The 21,067-nt window shown below is 60.5% G+C and carries 18 protein-coding genes; 13 read left to right on the top strand and 5 right to left on the bottom strand.

The genetic code is table 11. The features are described from left to right. Nucleotides 1–71 precede the first annotated feature (71 nt). From ACODT0_RS26325 to ACODT0_RS26305, 5 genes are all read left to right on the top strand, one after another. A complete protein-coding gene (locus ACODT0_RS26325) occupies nucleotides 72–1,322 on the top strand; it encodes an alpha-hydroxy acid oxidase (protein ID WP_489042692.1) in 1,251 nt (416 codons plus the stop codon). An 11-nt stretch (nucleotides 1,323–1,333) separates the two neighbouring features. Continuing rightward, nucleotides 1,334–2,302 carry a Bug family tripartite tricarboxylate transporter substrate binding protein gene (locus ACODT0_RS26320; RefSeq protein ID WP_489042691.1) on the top strand — a complete coding sequence of 323 codons (969 nt, stop codon included), beginning with the start codon at nucleotides 1,334–1,336 and terminating at the stop codon, nucleotides 2,300–2,302. A gap of 59 nt (nucleotides 2,303–2,361) precedes the next feature. Next, the gene (locus ACODT0_RS26315) at nucleotides 2,362–3,255 is read left to right on the top strand and encodes a TauD/TfdA dioxygenase family protein (protein ID WP_489042690.1); all 894 of its coding nucleotides are present in this window, start codon (nucleotides 2,362–2,364) and stop codon (nucleotides 3,253–3,255) included. A gap of 13 nt (nucleotides 3,256–3,268) precedes the next feature. Next, nucleotides 3,269–3,979, top strand: coding sequence for a 4-carboxy-4-hydroxy-2-oxoadipate aldolase/oxaloacetate decarboxylase (locus ACODT0_RS26310; protein WP_489042689.1), 711 nt, complete (start codon nucleotides 3,269–3,271; stop codon nucleotides 3,977–3,979). A gap of 211 nt (nucleotides 3,980–4,190) precedes the next feature. Next, entirely contained in the window at nucleotides 4,191–4,328 is a 138-nt protein-coding gene (locus tag ACODT0_RS26305) for a hypothetical protein (protein ID WP_489042688.1), read from the top strand. A 16-nt stretch (nucleotides 4,329–4,344) separates the two neighbouring features. Here the strand turns inward: ACODT0_RS26305 and ACODT0_RS26300 are convergent, their stop codons facing one another. From ACODT0_RS26300 to ACODT0_RS26280, 5 genes are all read right to left on the bottom strand, one after another. Continuing rightward, nucleotides 4,345–4,749 (bottom strand): hypothetical protein, encoded by a 405-nt coding sequence (locus tag ACODT0_RS26300; RefSeq protein WP_489042687.1) that lies wholly within the window; start codon nucleotides 4,747–4,749, stop codon nucleotides 4,345–4,347. 162 nt (nucleotides 4,750–4,911) lie between these two features. Then, entirely contained in the window at nucleotides 4,912–5,562 is a 651-nt protein-coding gene (locus ACODT0_RS26295) for a hypothetical protein (RefSeq protein WP_489042686.1), read from the bottom strand. Between the two features lie 53 nt (nucleotides 5,563–5,615). After that, entirely contained in the window at nucleotides 5,616–5,825 is a 210-nt protein-coding gene (locus ACODT0_RS26290; RefSeq protein WP_489042685.1) for a hypothetical protein, read from the bottom strand. Between the two features lie 245 nt (nucleotides 5,826–6,070). Beyond that, nucleotides 6,071–6,544: a hypothetical protein gene (locus ACODT0_RS26285; protein WP_489042684.1), complete on the bottom strand. Its 474-nt coding sequence runs from the start codon at nucleotides 6,542–6,544 to the stop codon at nucleotides 6,071–6,073. A gap of 166 nt (nucleotides 6,545–6,710) precedes the next feature. Next, nucleotides 6,711–7,694 carry an IS5 family transposase gene (locus tag ACODT0_RS26280; protein ID WP_489042683.1) on the bottom strand — a complete coding sequence of 328 codons (984 nt, stop codon included), beginning with the start codon at nucleotides 7,692–7,694 and terminating at the stop codon, nucleotides 6,711–6,713. Between the two features lie 706 nt (nucleotides 7,695–8,400). Between ACODT0_RS26280 and ACODT0_RS26275 the strand changes: the two genes are divergently transcribed. From ACODT0_RS26275 to mcrC, 8 genes are read left to right on the top strand one after another with little or no spacing between them, the layout of a single operon-like run. Beyond that, nucleotides 8,401–8,607, top strand: coding sequence for a helix-turn-helix domain-containing protein (locus ACODT0_RS26275; RefSeq protein WP_489042682.1), 207 nt, complete (start codon nucleotides 8,401–8,403; stop codon nucleotides 8,605–8,607). 22 nt (nucleotides 8,608–8,629) lie between these two features. Continuing rightward, a complete protein-coding gene (locus ACODT0_RS26270) occupies nucleotides 8,630–11,428 on the top strand; it encodes a type I restriction endonuclease subunit R (protein ID WP_489042681.1) in 2,799 nt (932 codons plus the stop codon). A gap of 15 nt (nucleotides 11,429–11,443) precedes the next feature. Beyond that, nucleotides 11,444–13,138, top strand: coding sequence for a type I restriction-modification system subunit M (locus tag ACODT0_RS26265; protein ID WP_489042680.1), 1,695 nt, complete (start codon nucleotides 11,444–11,446; stop codon nucleotides 13,136–13,138). Next, a complete protein-coding gene (locus tag ACODT0_RS26260) occupies nucleotides 13,135–14,670 on the top strand; it encodes a restriction endonuclease subunit S domain-containing protein (RefSeq protein WP_489042679.1) in 1,536 nt (511 codons plus the stop codon). Before ACODT0_RS26265 ends, ACODT0_RS26260 begins: the two co-directional genes overlap by 4 nt. Further along, a complete protein-coding gene (locus tag ACODT0_RS26255; protein ID WP_489042678.1) occupies nucleotides 14,667–16,535 on the top strand; it encodes a restriction system-associated AAA family ATPase in 1,869 nt (622 codons plus the stop codon). Before ACODT0_RS26260 ends, ACODT0_RS26255 begins: the two co-directional genes overlap by 4 nt. Further along, nucleotides 16,535–17,623 (top strand): HNH endonuclease, encoded by a 1,089-nt coding sequence (locus tag ACODT0_RS26250; protein WP_489042677.1) that lies wholly within the window; start codon nucleotides 16,535–16,537, stop codon nucleotides 17,621–17,623. Before ACODT0_RS26255 ends, ACODT0_RS26250 begins: the two co-directional genes overlap by 1 nt. Continuing rightward, nucleotides 17,620–19,824, top strand: coding sequence for an McrB family protein (locus ACODT0_RS26245; protein ID WP_489042676.1), 2,205 nt, complete (start codon nucleotides 17,620–17,622; stop codon nucleotides 19,822–19,824). The genes ACODT0_RS26250 and ACODT0_RS26245 overlap by 4 nt, the downstream gene beginning before the upstream one ends. After that, complete coding sequence (gene mcrC / locus ACODT0_RS26240) at nucleotides 19,824–20,939, top strand: 5-methylcytosine-specific restriction endonuclease system specificity protein McrC (protein WP_489042675.1); 1,116 nt, start codon at nucleotides 19,824–19,826, stop codon at nucleotides 20,937–20,939. Before ACODT0_RS26245 ends, mcrC begins: the two co-directional genes overlap by 1 nt. Nucleotides 20,940–21,067: the final 128 nt, after the last annotated feature.

Raw genomic sequence — 21,067 nt, 5'->3', positions numbered from 1 at the left:
GCCCGGCCCTATGGGCAGCGAAAAGACCGCTCGATATTCTCGATCGCAGAGACAACTCACGACGAGAAACGATGAACGTGGACACTGCGGTCAACCTCGAGGACCTGCGCTCGATGGCACGGCGCAAGCTGCCGCGGATCGCCTTCGATTTCATCGACGGCGGCGTGGACGACGAGGACTGCATGCGGCGCAACCGCGAGGCCTTCCGCCGCTTCCAGCTGGTGCCGCGCTACCTCGTCGACGTGTCGCGGCGCGACCAGTCCACCGAACTGCTGGGCCGGCGTCATGCGAGCCCCTTCGGCATCTCGCCCACGGGTCTCGCCGGGCTGTTCCATCCGGGCGCCGATGAACTGCTCGCGCAGGCCGCGCGCGCGGCCGACGTGCCCTTCCTGCTGTCGAGCGCGAGCAATGCCTCGGTCGAGGCGGTCGCGAAGCTCGCGCCCGAGCATGTCTGGTTCCAGATCTACGGCACGCGCGAGGAGCGCATCAACGCCGATCTCGTCGAGCGTGCACGCGACGCCGGCGTGCGCACGCTCGTGGTGTCGGTCGACGTGCCGGTGAACTCGAACCGCGAGCGCAACCGGCGCAACGGTTTCTCGCGCCCCTTCCGGATGACGCCCGGCGTGGTGCTCGAGGCGCTCGGTCATCCGGCCTGGGTGCTGCGCTACCTGCGCAGCGGCGGCATTCCGATGATGAGCAACTGGGCGCCCTATGGCCGCAAGGGTGCCTCGGCGTCCGAGGTCGCAGACCTCTACGGCACGCTGACACCGGCGCCGATGATCACGTGGCGCACGCTCGAACGCATACGCGCGGACTGGAGCGGCCCGCTCGCCGTGAAGGGCCTGCTGCATCCCGACGATGCGCGCCAGGCCGCCGCGCTGGGCGTCGATGCGATCGTGGTCTCGAACCATGGCGGTCGCCAGCTCGACGTGGCGCCCACGCCGCTCGAGATGCTGCCCGCGATCCGCGCGGCGGTCGGCGAACGCGTGGAGCTGCTGCTCGACAGCGGCGTGCGCCGCGGTTCCGACATCGTGATCGCACGCTGCCTCGGCGCGCGCTTCGCGCTGTTCGGGCGGCCCACGCTGTTCGGCGCGGCCGCGGGCGGCGCGCGCGGCATTGCACGGGCGCTGCAGATCGTGCGCAACGAGATCGACATGGTGCTCGCGCAGATCGGCTGCGCCTCGTTCGACGCGCTCGACGCGCGCCATCTGCGCAGTGCGGGCGCCGAGGCCTTCGAGAACCCCTCCCCTCCCCTGCCCGCCATGCCGGCGGCCAACGGCACCGCCTTCGATCCACCGCGGGCGGCGACCTCACAACCATGAAGGAGACAACGATGACCTCACTCTTGCGCCTCGCGCGGCGGCTCGCCGCGCTGCCGCTGGCCTTCGCGCTGACCGCCGGCGCACTGGCCCAGGGTTACCCGAACCGGCCGATCAAGATCGTGGTGGCCTACCCGCCCGGGCAGAGCACCGACATCGCCACCCGCTACTTCGCGGCCAAGCTCTCGGCCGCGCTGCACGAGGGCGTGGTGGTGGAGAACCGGCCCGGCGCCTTCGGCAACATCGGCACCGCCTACGCGGCGCGCGCCACGCCCGACGGCTACACGCTGATCATGGGCGCCTCGGGCACGCATGCGATGAACCCGGCGCTCTACGACAACATCGGCTTCGACGCCGAGAAGGACTTCGATCCCATCGTCGCGACCGCCTTCATCCCGATGGTGATCTCGGTGCATCCCTCGCTCGGCGTGCAGACGCTGCCCGAGCTCATCAAGCTCGCGCGCAGCCGGCCCGACAAGGTCGACGTGGCGCTGCCCAGCGTCACGGCGCAACTGGTGCTCGAGATGATCCGGCGCCAGAACGTGCCGCTGTTCTCGATCAAGTACAAGGGTTCGGGCGAAGCGATGACCGCGCTGCTGGGCAACCAGGTGCCGGTGCTGATCGACACCGTGGCGGCCTCGCGCGCGCAGTTCGGCAGGATCAAGCCGCTGGCCGTGACCTCGGCCAAGGCCATGACCGCGCTGCCCGAGATCCGGCCGGTGGCCGAGCAGGGCCTCGACGGCTTCAGCGTGGTGGCCTGGAACGCACTGATGGCGCCGCGCGGCACGCCGGTGGAGGTGCGCGAACGGCTGGCCGCCGAGATGCGCAAGATCCTCGCGCTGCCCGAGACCGCCAAGGCCCTGCACGAGCTCGGCTTCGAGCCTGCGCCGCCGATGGATTACGCCCAGCTCGTCGCCTGGCTGCGCTCGGAACGCCTGACCGACGCCGAGATCATCCGCAGCGCCGGCATGAAGGCCGACTGACGCGCCGCCCCCTCTTTCCCCCTTTTTTCTTCTTTCATACACACCCAAGGAGACATCCCATGACCGTGCTCGCGCAAGAACTCAAGGTCCGGCCGCTGCATTCCGATTTCGTGATCGAGATCGACGAACGCATCGAGGACATCCTCGCCAACCCCGACGCCATCGAGCAGGTACGCCGCCTGTGGCAGGACGCGCCGGTGATCGTGTTCCCGCGCCAGTCGCTCGAGGAGGCCGACCAGGTGCGCTTCACCGAGCAGTTCGGCCGTTGCGAGAGCGCCAACCGCAAGGACATCCAGTCGCCCTACCACGACGAGATCATCTACTTCAGCACCCTGCGCTATGCCGACGGCCGCTTCGTCGGCGGCTTCGCGGGCGGCGACGACGTGGATTGGCATTCGGACCAGACCTTCCGCGTCAAGCCCGCCACCGGCGCGATGCTCTACGGCCTCGAGGTGCCCAAGGGCGGCGGCGACATCTACTGGGCCGACCAGTACGGCGCGTGGGAGCGGCTGCCCGCCGACGTGCGCGCGCTGATCGACGGCCGCACCGGCACCTACCGCTATGCCAAGCGCATGGCGATCATGAACACGCTCGAGCTCAAGGACAAGGAAAGCGCGCAGGCCAAGGAGATGGCGAAGCTGCCCGATGCCTTCCATCCCGTGGTGCTCACGCATCCGCTGACCGGCCGCAAGGCGCTCTATGCCGACCCGACCACGCTGGTGGCGATCGAGGGCCTGAGCGAGGCCGAGAACGCGCGCGTGCTGCCGATCCTGTTCGAGGCCGGCGGCAGCGCCGAGCTCGTGTACCGCCACAAGGTGCGCAACGGCGACCTGATGATGTGGGACAACGGCTGCACCATGCACCGCCGCGACGAGATGCAGCTCAACCAGCCGCGGCTGATGAAGCGCACCACCTTCCGCCTCGCGGCCGACGCCTACTGCGTGCCGCACTGAACGGGGAGCGACCGTGAACAGCTCCAGAGTGTTCCTGCGCGTCAATCGCGTGGAGGCGGCCCTGTGCGCGAAGGCACGCGAGGCCACGGTGTCCGACCTGCACGAGGCGGCTGCGCCGCGCGGCATCGGCGGCCTGATGTCCAGCCGCATGCGGCCGATCCAGAAGGGCGCGCGCATCGCGGGCCCGGCCGTCACGGCCTTCTGCGCCCCCGGCGACAACCTGATGATGCACCGCGCGCTCTACCTCGCGCAGCCCGGCGACGTGCTGGTGGTGGTCTGCGACGCCGAGACCTCGGGCGCCCAATGGGGCGACATGGCGGCACGCTATGCGCTGCGCAAGGGCCTCGCGGGCGTGGTGGTGCAGGGCTGCGTGCGCGACACCGACACGGTCGAGGCGTTGGGCCTGCCGGTCTGGTCCACGCATGTCCTCTCGATCCATCCCGACAAGTGCGGCCATGGCTTCGTCAACACGCCGGTGGTCTGCGACGGCGTGCTGGTGCAACCCGGCGACCTGGTCATGGCCGATGGCGATGGGGTGGTCTGCGTGCCGCGCCGCGAGGCCGGCGAGGTCGTCGAGGCTGCGCTTGCGCGCATGCGCAGGGAAGAAGAGATGGCGCTTGCGGTCGAGCGCGGCGAGGCGGTGTGGGACCTGGGCGGTTCGGCGGCGAGCTATGCGGCGATAAACGTCGAGGAGATCGATGCGGCGTTCGATGATGTGCGCTGAGGGCGTGGGCGATGCGGCTTCCGAGACGGTCCAGGGCGGATCTTTTTGAGGCCTTGTCGTGTCAGCCGGCCCGTGGAAGTCCTGCACTCGCAGGACGGCGCGGTATTCATCGACGACAACCTGATCGACCGATAGATCAAGCCCTGGAAACTCGGCACGAGGGGCTGGCTGTACGTGGACAACAAGTCGCCTGCGGCGCGCGGCGGCGATGATGAGCCTGGTGCGGGCTGCCAAGCTCAACGGCCGGGACCCGCGTGCCGAGCACGGCAAAATGCGACCAACGGCCGGCACCGGCCAAGAGCAGTCGTCGATGGAAAAGGTCCACCAGCTGTCGTCACTCGACTACTGAGCAACGCGCAGACGCCTCAACTCTCCATGCCGGGTGGCCAGTCTTCGTAGAAGCTGCTGCCTTCGGGGATCGGTCGTCCATCCATGATGTGTGCAGCCCATGCGAGTACATGCGCCATGTTCTCGGACCCACTTGGTGACAGTCCACATGACTCGGCAACCTCCCCCAGTCGCGCACGGCAGATATCGAGGTGGCGCCGGACCCTTTCAGGCCCACCGAGGTAGGAGTGAAATTCGTCTAGATCGATGCCTAGCCCGGAGATTCCATAGGTGCCAGCCACGCCGGCTGCATCCTCGTAGATGGCCATGACATCTTGGCCTTCAAGAGTCGCGACAGTCGTCAGCACTTCGCAAAAAGCATCTTTCATCCCATTGCTGACCCAGAGGTCCATTTTCTTGTTGATCAAGATGGGGGCGCCCATGGGGTTCTCCTTTGAATACGCCTTGGCGTTTGGGTTGTCAGGCCTCAGCGATGCTGGGTGCTCGCGGCTATCGCTATCAAAGTCGAACTCGATGGCGGCTTTGAAGAAGATGCTACATCCGCTTCGGGCCCCAAAGCCGTCATAGAGCTCGCTTGAAAGCGGTCATCCGGAAGATGCGCTTTGACCCTGTGGTAGCCGCTGCGCGAGCTGGTAGAAGGTCTGTCCACCAATGACGAAGCGACCTGAATCACCCGCGGAGATACGAGCCTCGGCAATTGAGGTTGCTTGTTCCATCTCTCCATTAAGACGATGGCAAATCAAGCGCTCCTTCCAAAAATTCCATGCGGTGTTCGGCACTCTTTTGAGGATGTCCACGTTGAAAGCTTCGCCCATTTTCATGAACGCATCGACAGTACGCAGTTGCTGATTGGACTCGACAGATGCAGTCGCTTCCAAAAGGCACTGGCGAGTAGAGTTCAACAGCCCCTCATCATTCCACTCTGCAACTCCAATCGAGCCTTCGTACAGGGCGATACTAAAGAGGGCGTACGCCCCATCGGCGCGAAGTCCCAAGGGTTCTTGCAAATTGGCTGTCATGCCCAAAATGTTCCATAGCTCTACGTCGAAGGCCATCGGCTTACATGACAGCCTGCGGTACAGCGTTTTCTCTTTCGCGTCGCCTGAAATCAAGAGCGAAAAGAACATATCCCCCTCAACGCGAAAAGCGTTATGGGCCTTCGTCTTCCAACCGAGCGTCTTGCCTTCGCGCTCGAGGCAAGCGCCAACCATCTTGTTGAGTTCGGATTGCTTCATGGGGTCTTGAGAGGGGTGAGGCCGACAGGCAGCTTCTGGCCGGTGACGGCCTTCTAGATATTGCGGTTGCGGAAGGCTTCTTCCAGCTGAGAAGCTAGTTTCTCCTGATGCTCATAGAGCGAGTCCGAAGTGCCGGTACTCTGCAACCACAGTTCCTTCGCTTCTGACAACGACAACCCGAAGCTCTCACGAACTGCTCGAATCGCAGAAATTGGATCCCCCGTGGATGCAAGGATCTGTTCAAAATGCTGCATCGCATCCATAGGTAGCTCCTGTGATTGATCGACTTTGCTTTACTGTAGCTGCCTGGGTGGCAACCTTGCTGCGTACGTGCGAACGTCCGCTTCGAGCGTCTTGGGTCTGCTCGCCGAATGACGGGTCATGGCCGACTGTAGCCGGCCGCGCTGCCGTCTTGAGCGGGCTCCGGGCGGAAGTGCGCATCGCCGCAAAACTGCGGCTCAGCAGTGACACTGGCTCCCGTAGTTGAGGACGGAGTCAATTGCGGACTCTAAGCTTCGGGGGCTCCATGATGGAACGCCGTAACCCGAGACCAGAACATGCAGGCATAGATGGGCGCCATTGAGGCTTTGCCCGTTTCAAATTCGAACTGAACTGACTCTTTGGTTCTTAGAGACGTCACCGTTGCGACTGATGTGCTCGGCGCGCTGGGAGACTCGCTGCGTTTGATGCCCTTGAAGTTGCCGAACTCGTGTTCGATTCCATACCTCGGGTCCAGTTCGCGCTGCGCTCCTTGGTACTGACTGACAACTCGCCGTGTGCTTATGAGCCACCAGCTTGAGTCGGAGAGAAAACCACTGGCAATAGGTAGTTCGCCTGGCAGGAGGTCAACTGACGATGCCAGCTTGGGATGCATGCAACCGATGACCGTGTGACTCCATTGATCTGGCGTCATTGAATGACGACGAACACTCGCAACGGCGATGTTTTGTGCCGCCAAATCGTTCATTGGTTTCGAGCTCATGATTCCTAGGGATGGTCTGCAGAACGCGAATGGCAATCGCGACTAAATGGATGGGGTGACGGCAGCCATTCTGGCGATCAGATCGAACAGCCCCCAGCATCGATCTGCTGCGCCAGACACCCACTACGCGGGCCTCGCGAGGCCGATTCGAGTGCTGCAGACGCACTCACCCCCTGGCTCCCATCAACTGTCTGCGCGCCATCCACAGATTCGACAGCGCAAACAGCGTGACAATCTGCGCCGTGTTCTTCATCAAGCCCCGGTAGCGAACCTTCGTGAACCCGAACTGCTGCTTGATCACTCGGAACGGGTGCTCGACCTTGGCTCGGATGCTGGCCTTCATCTTCTCCACTCGCTCGGCCACGAACTCGGATTCGATGAACGGATTCAACAACCTGCGTTTGCCCGGACGCATCGCTACGTGCCAGGTCGGCCCCACAGCCTCCGCTCGCTTGTGCACGCCCTGATAGCCGGAATCCCCGAACGCCGCATGTTCCTCGCCATGCAAGAGCGCACCGGCCACGTTGATGTCGCTGACGTTCGCCGCCGTGCCTACCACCGTGTGCACCAGGCCTGACGCGGCATCCACACCAATGTGCGCCTTCATGCCGAAGTACCACTGGTTTCCCTTCTTGAGCTGATGCATTTCGGGGTCGCGTTCGCCCTCGGCATTCTTGGTTGAACTGGGCGCCGCGATCAAAGTGGCATCCACGGCTGTACCCGTGCGCAGCATCAAGCCCTTGGCCTGCAGGATGTCGTTCACTACGCGCAGCATGTCAGCGGCCAAGTCATGCGCTTCCAGCAGATGACGGAATCGCAAGATGGTGGTCTCGTCGGGCAGGCGGCTCGCGCCGTCGCCCAGACCAGCAAACTCCCGGTACAGGGGAACGTCGTGCAACGCCTCCTCCATCGCCGGATCGCTCAGTCCGAACCACTGCTGCAAGTAGTGAATGCGCAGCATCGTCTCGATGGCAAATGGCGGGCGGCCAGTCTTGGCCCGCGGGCTGTGCGGCTCGACGATCTGTACCAGCGCCCTCCATGGGACCACCCGATCCATCTCATCGAGGAACTCGCGCTTGCGGGTCTTCTTCGTCGACAGGTTCAGGCCCAGGCCAAGCTGACTCGGCGGCGTTACGCGTTTGGCAATCATGGGGTCAGATCATGCAAGGCTTGGGCCGGTTTTGCAGACCATCCCTAGGGAAGAAGTGGGTGGGGTGCGGTGCCGTTTGGCATGAAGTTGCGGTAAGCGCCGATAAATGCAGCTTCTGTAATGCGTGGGGCACAGGGCTCGAAGAGGTGATGACGTGCGAGTCCTGATCGGCGTGGGCGCCGCTGGGGTGCGGGCAAGAAAAGACTTAGTCCATCCAGGACCGTGCGCGGCCCAGGTGTTCGCGGCACTCGCGCACTATGCGCTCCAGCAGTTCCTCGCAGTCGGGATGTCATCGATCTGCCCGATGCACTAGCAGGCCGAGACCACGCCATCCTTTACTGCGCCCGACTACAGCGCCGCGGCCACGCGCGGTGTTCCGCATGGCGCGGAACATCAGGCTAGTGCTGCGATGGCTCGCCTCCAAACTCACCTTCAAAACCATACGCCAGGTGTCAGCGTCGCAGCGATAGCAGTCGGTCGTCTGACCGAGCCGAACTCACGCTAGCTGATACAAGCAGTCGTTATCCCCCTCAATCGCCTGACACGTACGTCAACACCGTCCCCTTGCTTGGCCTGACCGTCGAAGATCCCCTGCTGACCGTAAACGTCCAATCTAACGAACAAGGTGACTGACCTGACTGTTTCGTCTGCTTGGTAGACTAAGCACGATTTAAAACGACTTTGAGATATTTTGAGCGCGAACGCCATGAGTGCCGAACCCTGGGTCACAGCCATTGATGTCGCTAGGCATCTGGGCGTTGTAAAGGACACCGTCTATCGTTGGCGCGAGCGCAAAGGACTCCCCGCGCACAAGATTGGGCGGCTGTGGAAATTTCAGCTGTCTGAGGTTGATGAATGGGTGCGTGCGGGTGGTGCTGATGACGGCGCGGAGAGCGGAAGCGACCATAAATGAACCCGGTGGGGGAAGGCTACGCGTGACAAAATCCGAGGCACAAACCCGGTCAGAGTTGATCGACCAGCAACTCGCTCAGGCGGGCTGGAACGTGAAAGACCCGACGCAAGTCGTCGAGGAATTCGACATCCTTACTGCACTGCGCGATGGGGTCGCGGAGCCGCGCACGTCCTATGAGGGCCACCAGTTCAGCGACTACGTCCTGCTCGGCAAAGATCGCAAACCCCTGGCAGTGATCGAGGCCAAGAAGACCAGCCGTGATGCTGCCGTTGGCCGTGAGCAGGCCAAGCAGTACTGCTACAACATCCAGAAGCAGCTGGGCGGTGAACTGCCGTTCTGCTTCTACACAAACGGCCACGAGCTCTATTTTTGGGATCTGGAAAACGCGCCACCACGGAAGGTGGTCGGCTTTCCCTTACGGGACGATCTGGAGCGCTTTGCCTACATCCGTCGTAATCGCAAGCCGTTGACGCAGGAGTTCATAAACACCTCGATTGCCGGTCGCGACTACCAGATCCGAGCGATTCGCGCGGTGCTCGAAGGCATCGAACAGAAACGGCGTGACTTCCTGCTAGTGATGGCCACCGGCACAGGCAAGACCCGCACCTGCATTGCCATGGTCGACGCCCTAATGCGGGCTAGACACGCAGAAAGAGTGCTATTCCTCGTGGACCGCATCGCCTTGCGTGAACAGGCATTGGCCGCCTTCAAGGAGCACATGCCCAACGAGCCGCGCTGGCCTAACGTGGGTGAAAAGCTAATCGCGACGGATCGCCGTGTGTATGTCGCGACCTACCCGACGATGCTCAACATCATCCGGGATGAGGCGCAGCACCTGTCACCGCACTTCTTCGATTTCATCGTCGTCGATGAAAGCCATCGCTCCATCTACAACACCTTCGGCGAAGTGCTGGACTACTTCAAGGCCATCACGCTAGGCCTGACGGCCACGCCGACTGACATCATCGACCACAACACCTTCCAGCTTTTTCATTGCGAAGACGGCATTCCCACGTTTGCCTACACCTATGAAGAAGCCGTGAACAACGTGCCGCCCTACCTCTGCAACTTCCAGGTCATGAAGATTCAGACCAAGTTCCAGATGGAGGGCATCAGCAAACGCACGATTTCATTGGAAGACCAGAAGAAGCTGATCCTTCAGGGCAAGGAAGTCGAAGACATCAACTTCGAGGGCACCCAGCTTGAAAAGCAGGTGATCAACAAGGGCACCAACACCCTGATCGTCCGCGAATTCATGGAGGAGGCCATTAAGGACGCCAACGGCGTACTGCCCGGCAAGACTATTTTCTTTTGCGCCACCAAGGCACATGCCCGGCGCATGGAAGAAATCTTCGACAAACTCTACCCGCAGTACCGCGGTGAACTTGCAAAGGTGCTGGTGTCGGACGACCCGCGCGTCTACGGCAAAGGTGGGCTGCTCGATCAATTCACCAACAACGACATGCCTCGCATCGCCATCAGCGTGGACATGCTCGACACCGGCATCGACGTGCGCGAAATCGTCAACCTCCTGTTCGCCAAGCCGGTCTACTCGTACACCAAGTTCTGGCAGATGGTCGGGCGCGGCACACGCCTGCTGGAAACCAACAAGCCCAAGCCCTGGTGCCTTGCAAAAGATGTGTTCCTGATTCTCGACTGTTGGGACAACTTCAAATACTTCAAGCTCAACCCCAAAGGCAAGGAGCTCAAACCGCAGTTGCCACTGCCGGTGCGGCTGGTGGGCCTGCGCCTCGACAAGATCGAAAAGGCCAAGGACAGCGGCCACGCCGACATCGCTGCGCGGGAAATCGCCAAGCTCCGCCTGCAGATTGCGGCGCTACCCAAAGACTCGGTGGTGATCAAGGAAGCCGCCGCTGCGCTGGCGCGGCTGGACGACGACAACTTCTGGATCCGCCTCAGCCACGACCGGCTGGAGTTTCTGCGCGCAGAAATCAAGCCGCTGTTCCGCACCGTGTCTGAGGCCGATTTCAAGGCCATGCGCTTCGAGCGCGACCTGCTGGAGTACTCGTTGGTCGTTCTGAGCGAAGAAAAGGAACAGGCCGATACTCTCAAGGAAGGCATCGTCGAGCAGATCAGCGAACTGCCGCTCTCCGTCAGCTTCGTCAAGCAGGAAGAGGCCCTGATCCGCGCCGCGCAAACCAGCCACTACTGGGCCAAGGCGGATGAAGACGCCTTCGACGAACTGGTCGCCAAACTCGGCCCGCTGATGAAATTCCGCGAGCAATCCATCGGCCAGGAACAAACCTACCTCGATCTGGCCGATGAACTGCACAAAAAGGAATGGGTGGAGTTCGGCCCACAGCACGAGGCGGTCAGCATTACCCGCTACCGCGAAATGGTGGAAAGCCTGATCGCCGAACTCACCGAGCACAACCAGGTGCTTCAGAAGATCAAGAACGGCGAGGCGGTGAGCAGCGAAGAGGCCAACGACCTGGCCGAACTGCTGCACGAAGAACACCCGCACATCACCGAAAACCTGCTGCGCCAGGTCTACAAGAACCGCAAGGCGAGGTTCATCCAGTTCATCCGTCACATCCTGGGTATTGAAGTGCTCAAGAGCTTCCCAGACGAGGTCAGCGCCACCTTTGACCAATTCATCCGCGCCCACACCACGCTCAGCAGCCGTCAGATGGAATTCCTCAATCTGCTGAAGGGCTTCATCATCGAGCGCGAAAAGGTGGAGAAGAAAGACCTGATCAACGCCCCCTTCACGGTCATCCACCCGCAAGGCATCCGTGGCGTGTTCAGCCCGCTTGAAATCAACGAAATCCTGCAGCTGACCGAACGGTTGGCTGCCTAAATAGCAAGGCACACCGTGCTGCAAAACAACCCCGAACTCAAAAGCAAGATCGATCAGCTCTGGAACAAGTTCTGGAGCGGCGGCATCAGCAACCCGCTCACCGCCATCGAGCAGATCACCTACCTACTGTTCATGAAACGGCTGGATGAGCTGGACCAGAAACGCGAGGCCGACGCCGAGTGGACCGGCGAGAACTACATCTCCAAATTCACGGGCACGTGGATACCGCCCGAATACCGCAGCCAGCCAGAGCCCGAGAAATTCGCCATCGACAAGCGCAGCCTGCGCTGGAGCGAATTCAAGCGCATGCAGGCCGAAGAGATGCTGCAGCACGTGCAGGGCAAGGTGTTCCCTTTTCTCAAGGACCTGAACGGCGCCGAATCCAACTTCACCCACCACATGAAGAACGCGGTCTTCATCATCCCCAAGCCCGCCCTGCTGGTGGAAGCGGTGAAGACCATCGACGACATATTCGAGGTGATGGAGAAGGACTCGAAGGAGAAAGGCCAGGCCTTCCAGGATATCCAGGGCGATGTCTACGAGTTCCTTCTTTCCGAGATCGCCACCGCTGGCAAGAACGGTCAGTTCCGCACCCCGCGCCACATCATTAAGCTTATGGCTGACTTGGTGCGGCCAGATGTTTCCGCACTCCTCCGTTCAAGTCCTGGGAAGCCTTTCAAGATTGCAGACCCGGCCTGCGGGACTGGAGGATTTTTGCTGGGCGCCTATCAGTATCTGGTAACGCAGCTCGCAACTGAATCTGGCACGAACGATATTGCTAGGGACGAAGACGGATTCAAACGAACGTCAAAGGCCGCAACGCTAACCACTGCTGTGCAAGTCAAGCTTGCCAGCTCACTTTGGGGTTACGACATCGACCAGACCATGGTGCGTCTGGGCCTGATGAACCTGATGATGCACGGCATCGACGAGCCGCACATCGACTATAAGGACACCCTCAGCAAGAGCTACACCGAGGAAGCCGAATACGACATCGTGATGGCCAACCCGCCCTTCACCGGCAGCATCGACAAGGGCGACATCAACGAGCACCTGCAACTGGCCACAACCAAGACCGAGCTGCTGTTTGTAGAAAACATCTATCGCCTGCTCAAGAAGGGCGGCACCGCCGGCGTGATCGTGCCACAGGGCGTGCTGTTCGGCTCCGGCGGCGCATTCAAAGCGCTGCGCCAGATGCTGGTGGAGCGCTGCGACCTCAAGGCCGTGATCACCCTGCCCAGCGGCGTGTTCAAACCCTATGCTGGGGTCAGCACTGCCATTCTGCTGTTCACCAAGGTCTGGGGCCCGAAGGACAAGGTCACCCAGCCCGCCACCGAAAACGTCTGGTTCTATGAGATGGCCGCCGACGGCTATTCGCTGGATGACAAGCGCAGCAAGCAGGAAGGCTACGGCGACCTGCAAGACATCATCGCCAAATACCGCGCCCGCAACCCGGCCACTGACACCGACCGCGCCGCCAAATGCTTCGTGGTGCCGCGCAGCGAGATTGCCGACGAGAAGAACAACTGCGACCTCTCGCTCTCACGCTACAAGCAGGATGTCTTCGAGGAAGTGCGCTACGACGCGCCGGGCGTGATTCTGGATCGATTGATTCAGGCCGAGGTGGGCGATGTGCACGAGGCGGAACTGGCCAAGGTTCAGAGCGGCATCGTGCGCGAGTTGTTGGAGTTGAAGGGGATCGTGGGATGAAGTTGCACCCCTTTTCCGAGGTCGTTACTGACGTCACTGCCAAATTCACGAAAATCAAAGCATCCGACTATCATGAGCAAGGTCAATACAAAATCATTGACCAAGGTAAAGGACCAGTTGCCGGCTACACAGACGACGCCAGCCTCGTTAATGGACACTTGCTTCCGGTAGTGGTTTTTGGCGACCATACGCGCGCCTTGAAATATGTAGATAAGCCGATTGCACTTGGCGCCGATGGTGCTAAAGCGCTATGGGTAAATCCAGACCTAGCGGACGCTCGCTATGTTTACTACTACCTACGTTCCATTCAAATCAAGGAGGCGGGTTACAGCAGGCATTTCAAGTTTCTCAAAGAGATTGAGATACCAATCCCTTTCAAGGACGACGCCCCAGACTTCGACGGTCAAATCCGCATTGCTCATCTGCTCGGCAAAGTTGAAGGACTGATCGCCCAGCGCAGACAACACCTTCAAAAACTTGACGAGCTGCTCAGGAGCGTGTTTTTGGCCTTGTTTGGCGACCCAGTGCGGAACGAGAAGGGGTGGGAGAAGCCTGAGTTCTCGGCGATCATCTCAAACATGCGCAATGGGTTATCACCATCAAAAGCAGGGACTCAGAAAGGACTCGTATATACGTTGTCTGCGATTACCGGAGAATCCTTCCAGGAAATATATAAGGAAGACATATTTTCACCAATTCATCAAAAATATTTTCCAACGCCGAATGATTTTCTTTTGTGCCGAGGGAATGGAAACCCGAGCCTGGTAGGCAAAGGATACTTTTTTCCATCAGCGTCAACAGGCGTAATCTTCCCCGACACAATAATTGCAGCTTCAATCCAGCCCGGCGCGATCAATAAATCATTTCTTGAAGCACTCTGGAAAACAAAGTTCATAAGACAGCAAATTGAAAAAAAGGCGAGAACCACCAATGGAGCACACAAGATTAACCAGAGTGCCATCGAAAATATAAAAATTATTCGACCACCCATTGATCTCCAAAATCAGTTCTCAGCCATTTTCAAAAAAGTCGAAGGCATCAAATTCCGCTACCAGCACAGCCTCGCCGACCTCGAAGCCCTCTACGGAGCCCTGAGCCAACAGGCCTTCAAGGGTGAGTTGGATTTGTCGCCGGTGGCCTTGCCTTCTGTCCCCATCGAAGGAGAAAGCCCGGTGTCCGCTGCCGTGCCTGCGCCCATCACCGCCCCGGTGATCGCGCTGCCCGAAACCGATTTGCTGTTGCCCGCACTGCAAGACCGCGCACAGCTTGCCCCCCTGCTGCGCTTCTGGCTGGAAGACTACCGCACGCAGTTGGGCCGTGCGGCTTTCTCCCTCGAACGCTTCATCGCCGCCGCGCAAGCCCGGCTGGCAGAACTGCACCCGGACAATGATTTCGAATGGGTTGCCAGCGACTACGAGTCCATCAAGACCTGGGTGTTCGAGGCCTTGGCCGCTGGTGCCCTGACGCAGGCGTTTGACGACGACGGCAACCGCGTCGAGCTCAGAGCCGCGGCTGAGCAAAGCCTGGCATGAAGCTGCTGCGCCTCAAGATCAACGACCCTGCAGGTTTTCGCAGCCTGCCCGGTGGTTTTGAGCACCACTTCCGCACCGAATGGAGCTTGCAAGGCGAGCTGGCGCAAGCGAACGACTTTGTGCCCTTCGTCTGCGCCGGGCCCAACGGCAGCGGCAAATCCAACCTGCTCGAAGCACTGGCGGCCATCTTCTTTCAGCTGGAGGTGCTGCGCGTGCGCCGCAGCTTTCTGCCCGAAGCCTTGCAGGACGAGGCGCTGGATGTCTCGCCCGTCGCCTTTGAGCTCGATTACCTGATCCGCGTGCCCGCCGAGTACCGCAGCCCCGACGGCCCACCGTGGGCAAAGGTGAGTGCGTGGAAGAACGCCGGCGAATCGGTGCGCTTTCTTTGGGAGAACCACGGCGACTTCAGCACCGATGTGTACGAGGCGTTCAAGGGCGGACACGCCGACATCCTGCTGCCGCAGTATGTGCTGGGGTATTCCTCAGGCGAGAACGAGATCCTCAGCCTGCCGTTCTTCAAGATGCGTTTCGTGCAGTTCGACGAGTACTGGAGCGCACTGACCCGGCAACTGAGCTACCCCGGCCACCCGGAGACACGGCTGGCCTATCTGGACAGCGGATTCAGCCAGGCCATCCTGCTGTGCAACCTGCTGTTTCAGGACGAGAGCACACTCCAGCCCTTCCGCGAGGATGTGGGCATCGAGGCCTTGCGGGAATTCCGCATCATTCTGCGCCGCCGAATTCCGATCGACGCAATACAACTGGAAGCCTTCGACCTCGCCGATGAAGATCAGAAGCGCGAGCGACGAAATCGAATACAGGCGGAAGCTCGAACACGCGGACTCTCAGAGTCTGATATCAGCCAGTCAGTTGATGATTGGGTTCGCCGCGAGATCATCAAAGACAACCCCGCGCTCTCGGAAACTGATGAGCCGGGAAGTACGCGCTATCGCCTGAATCTGCTGCAGCTGCTGGAGGCTGACGAGAAGTCCTCGCTGGTGGTGAGCGCCCTCAAGCGTTGTGCCACGCTGAGTTACATCGACGATGCCAGCGATGCGCTGATGTTCGACTACTGGGTGAATGAGGCGACCCGGCAGGCATTCCGCGAGAACTTCGATGGTTCGGCGCTGGCGTTGTTCCAGGCGTTTCAGGTTCTGTTGACGCTCAACCTGTATGCCGTCAGCGAGGTTCTGAAGGCCGATCTCTATACCTCGACCAGCCACTACGTCAGCGAGACGGTGCCAACCCTGGCATCCGACCAGCGCATCATGCGCTTCAAGTTCGTGCGCTTCACCAAGCAGGGGGTGGCCGAGCCGATGATGCTCAAGGAGTTGTCGGACGGCGAGCATCAATTGCTGCACAGTCTCGGCTTGTGCCTGCTGTTTCGAGAGACCAACAGCCTGTTCCTGCTCGACGAGCCCGAGACGCACTTCAACCCCGACTGGCGCGCCAACTTCATCAGCCGCTTGCGCCAGTGCTTGCCGGGTCATGGTGAATGCACGCAGGAAATGCTGATCACCACCCACACGCCATTTCTGATTTCCGACAGCAAGCCGGACAAGGTGCTGGTGTTTGCCAAGGACAAAGCCAGCGGCAAAGTCAGCATCAGCCACCCGCCGTACAACACGCTGGGCGCTTCGATCAACAAGATCACCATGAGCACCTTTGGCAAGCGCGAAACCATCGGCAGCCATGCGCAGGCCTTGCTGGACGCGTTGCGGGCCCGCTTTGAACAGGGCACCGAAGACAAGGAAGTCCTGATCACAGAGATTCATCAGCAGCTCGGTGACTCGGTAGAAAAGGTGCTGTTGATCAAGGCCATTCTCGATGGCGATCAGCCAGGTGATGAGGAGGCGCAGGACTAATGCTGTTTCCTTACACCTATGTCCCGCACCGGATGGAAAAGATGCAGGCATTCATCGACTTCATCTTCTATGCGGTGTGGTGCCAGGCACCGTCAAAAGGCCCCTACCGTCTGGAGCTGTTCGCCTGGAATCCTGAGCTGCTTGAGGTGATGACGGCGTTTCACTACGACGACAGCAAAGGGGCCGAGTTTTTCGCAGGACACGTAGAACGCATCTATGCACTCTTCGCGCCTTTGAGCGCTTGCCAGGTCGAGCAGCTTCGTCTGTGGTACAGGGCAAACAACGATGTGGAGCGCGTGTGTGCCAACGACCACACCATGTCGCTGAAGCGATACGCTGACTTTCCCATAGAACTCAAAGACCTGCGTGATCAGTTGGCGTCATTCTTCAAAGGACTGTATTCGCATGTGGATGTTGCCGCTCTGAGAAAAAAGTGCGGTGACATCGACGATCACTACCAGACCTTTGTGCAGACCAACAAAGCAGGCAAATGCCCGTTTTGCGGCATCAACGATTTGCTAGGCGAGTACCACAGCAAGCGAGAGGCCTATGACCATTACCTGCCAAAAGCGCTATATCCGTTCAACTCCATCAACTTCCGCAACCTCGTCCCGGCCTGTCACCACTGCAACAGCAGCTACAAGACCAGCAAGGATCCAGCCTACCTGCTCAAAGATCCAACGAGGGCTGTTCATCGCCGCCCCTTCTTCTATCCCTACAAGACGAAGCCTCATTCCATTGAGCTGCAAATAGACCTGCAGCATTCCGACATCGCCAAGCTGGCCCCGGCCGATATCACCCTGCAATTTGGCCCTGCGGCCATCGCGCAGGAGATTGACACATGGAAGGACGTGTACGGCATCGAAGAGCGTTACAAGTCGAAGCTTTGTACGGAAAGCGATGGCAAAGCTTGGCTCATGCAGGTGCTGGATGAATGGAGAGAGCTTGGGAAAGATCCTCAAGAGTATCTCAAGACGTTGGCGTTCAACACCCGGAAGCGCCCATTCAGCGACTGCAATTTCCTTAAACAGCCTTTTCTCGATGCCTGTCGAAAGAAAGGGATATTCAATGTGGAGCAAGCTGCATGAGTAGCGCAGGTCTAAACGAGTCTTCCGGTACAACCTGGTTCGTCGGGGCCAGCTTTGGCCATACCGACGACCAGAGTGCTCGCTTCCTCGAAGAGGGCATCTGGGAGGTCCGCAGCCCAAACCAGAAGGAACAAGCCCTGGTGCGATCCATGCGCCCTGGCGAGCGGATCGCCATCAAGGCGGCGTACGTGCGCAAGCGTGGGCTCCCCTTCGATAACCGCCAGCAGCCGGTGTCCGTCATGGGTATCAAGGCCACCGGCGTCATCACCGAGAACCCGCAGGACGGTGAGCGCGTCAAAGTGCAGTGGCACCCCACCGACGGCATGCGAGAGTGGTACTTCTCCACGTACCGCCCCACCATCTGGCGCGTTGTGCCCGGCGAATGGAACGCGGATGCGCTGATCGCGTTTGCGTTCGAAGGCAAGCCGCAAGACATTGAGCGATTCCGCAACGCACCGTATTGGAAGGACCGCTTCGGCACCCTGTTCCAGTGGGCAGACTTCTACGAGGCCATTGCTGAAAAGCTGCTGGCCTACGCAAGCGACCGCACACCCCTCATCCAGGGGATCCACCAGATTGCTCAGCGCGTCCAAGGCCTTGGCTATCTTCAGGACAAATTCCCTGACGGAAGCAACGGCCCGCTGCAGGACATCTGCCCGTTCACGGCGATGGGGACGTTCAACCGAGGCATGACGGACGCCAACCGCAAGCTTATTGCCGCAGAGCTCGCGAAGCTACTTGGTGTCACTGTCCCTGTGCCCGCAACGTTCGAAGGCATCCCCGTGCTCAACAACCAACGGTCCTGGTTCTTCCGCTACGCAGACAAGCGAGGAGCGGGAGACATTGATGCCCTGTGGCGTGTCTTCGCTGCGGGGCAGGCACTGGTTGAAGACGACGGACCAGGCACCCGCGACGAGTTCATAGAGGCCTATGATGCCGCCACTCGGGTCTGGGGTGTGGCGTGGAATCTATCCACTGGTTTGTATTGGGCTGCTCCCTGGGAGTTTCCGACGCTGGACAGCCAGTCGCGGCACTACATCCAGAAGCGCCTCGGCGTCCCGATCACCACACCAACGCCGCAAGCGCCTTGTGATGCGACCACGTATTTGCAACTTGCCGACGACTTACGTACGCGCTTCGCGGAGGACGACTACCCGGTGCACAGCTTCCCGGAGTTATCCCTGGCATCTTGGCAGTTCAAGGACGCAACGCCTCCACTTCAAGAGGATGACGCCACGCCGGGCATGCCCCACGATAACTCCGGCGATGAGCCTGCCGCCGAGGTCCTCCAGTCTCCGGCGCCCATCGTTCCCTACACGCTCGGCGACATCACGCGTGATGGCTGCTTCGTTTCGGAGCCAGAGCTTGAGCTGATGCTGGATCGACTGCGCACCAAGAAGAATCTGATCCTGCAGGGGCCGCCTGGCACCGGCAAAACCTGGCTGGCCAAGCGATTGGCGTTTGCCTTGATGGGGCAAAAGGACGAGAGCAAGGTCAGAGCCGTTCAGTTCCACCCGAATCTTTCGTATGAGGACTTCGTGCGTGGCTGGCGGCCTACTGGCGAGGGCAAGCTGACGCTCGCCGATGGCGTCTTCATGGAGGCCATCAAGGCTGCGAAGAAGGAGCCCGCTGCCAAGTTCGTCGTCGTCATCGAGGAGATCAACCGAGGCAATCCGGCCCAGGTGTTCGGTGAATTGCTGACGCTGTTGGAGGCAGGCAAGCGCACCCCCAGCGAGGCGTTGGAGCTGTGCTACCCGGATGCTGACGGCGTACGGCGGCCGGTTCACATCCCCGAGAACCTTCATGTGATCGGCACCATGAACATCGCTGACCGGTCGTTGGCGCTGGTCGATCTGGCGTTGCGGCGCCGCTTTGCGTTTGTTGGCCTCGAGCCTCGCCTCTGTCCAGCATGGCGAAGCTGGGTGGTATCTGCCTGCGGTGTGGATGAAGCGCTTGCGTCAGACATCGAGCGACGCATGGCCGAGCTGAACGAGCAGATTGCAGCGGATGCACGCTTGGGCAAGCAGTTCCGAATCGGTCACAGCTACGTCACACCTGTGCATCCGCTGGATGCGGGCAGTACCCAGCGATGGTTCCAGCAAGTCGTGGAGACGGAGATCGGCCCGCTGCTGGAAGAGTATTGGTTTGATGCCCCAGAGGAGGCACGTCAGGCCACATCACGGTTGTTGCAGGGCTGGTAATGGGGCTGATCGCTCCACCGGTTTCCCCCGAATCAGGATTCACGCCCGGATTCGTGGGGCGTATTCCGGTCCGGAACCTGTGGCTGTTGATGCTGTATGCGTCCGACCTGTTTCGATCCGGCGGCACAGCCCATGTGAAGGTCGAAGAAAGCCCAGATGAATTGCCCGACCTGGTGGCAGAAGTCTTGGCCCATGCCGTTGAGACTCGGCTGCACCGTCAGCTGAGCCTGGGCTACCGATCTCGGGAACAGTGGCTCAACCGCGTTCGTGGGCGCATCGATGTACTGACCACTGAACGGCGCCAATTGTTGGATCGCGGCTTGGTAGCCTGCCGCTTTGCGGAACTCACCATCGACACGCCACGGAATCGTTTTGTCCGCGCAGCATTGGAGTTCGTTGCCCGCCTGGTCAAGAAGCCCGCTGTCGCCCACCGGTGCCGCTCTCTCGCAGCAGCGATGCGGGCCCGCGGCGTCGCAGGCCAACCGCCGACCCGCGCACAAATGAGCGCTGATCGCTTCGGACGCCATGATGCGGACGATCAGTTCATGGTGGCAGCAGCCCAGCTTGCCTACGACCTGGCGCTACTCACGGAATCCGCCGGTGGCAACGTGCTGGCGATGCCCGGCCGGGAGGAGACCTGGGTTCGTCGTCTTTTTGAGCGCGCCGTTGGCGGCCTGTATGCCGTGGCGCTCAGTCCACTCGGGTGGCATGTGCGTTGCGGCGCCACGCTCCAGTGGCAAATCTCGTCCAAGACGGAAGGTATTGACGACATCTTGCCCGCCATGCGGACCGACGTGATGCTCAACCATGGTGGCTCGGGGCGACGCATTGTCATCGATACCAAGTTCACCTCTATCGTCACGGCGGGGTGGTATCGGGAGCAAAGCCTGCGCAGCAGCTACATCTACCAGATGTATGCCTATCTGAGGTCACAGGCCGGCTGCCGCGATCCACTGGCGGACTCGGCAAGCGGCTTGCTGTTGCACCCATCTGTTGGAACGATGATCGATGAGACGGTCGTCATACAGAGGCACTCGATACGCTTTGCGACCGTGGACTTGGCGTCCATGCCTGCCGAGATTCGTGCGCAGTTGTTGAGGTGCGTTGAAGTGTGATGCAAATGCCAGAGCCGGGTGGGCGTTCAGTCCAGCTTGATCTGGCTCGAATCACATTTGATGGCTGCCCTTCCGCACAGTTGTCACTGCGCACCAAGGCTTCGAGAGTAAAACTGGCGCTCACGTCG

The sequence above is a fragment of the Variovorax sp. FG153 genome (assembly GCF_057809595.1).
The sequence above is the reverse complement of the archived record's forward strand: the minus strand, read 5'-3'. Positions and strand labels throughout refer to the sequence as shown.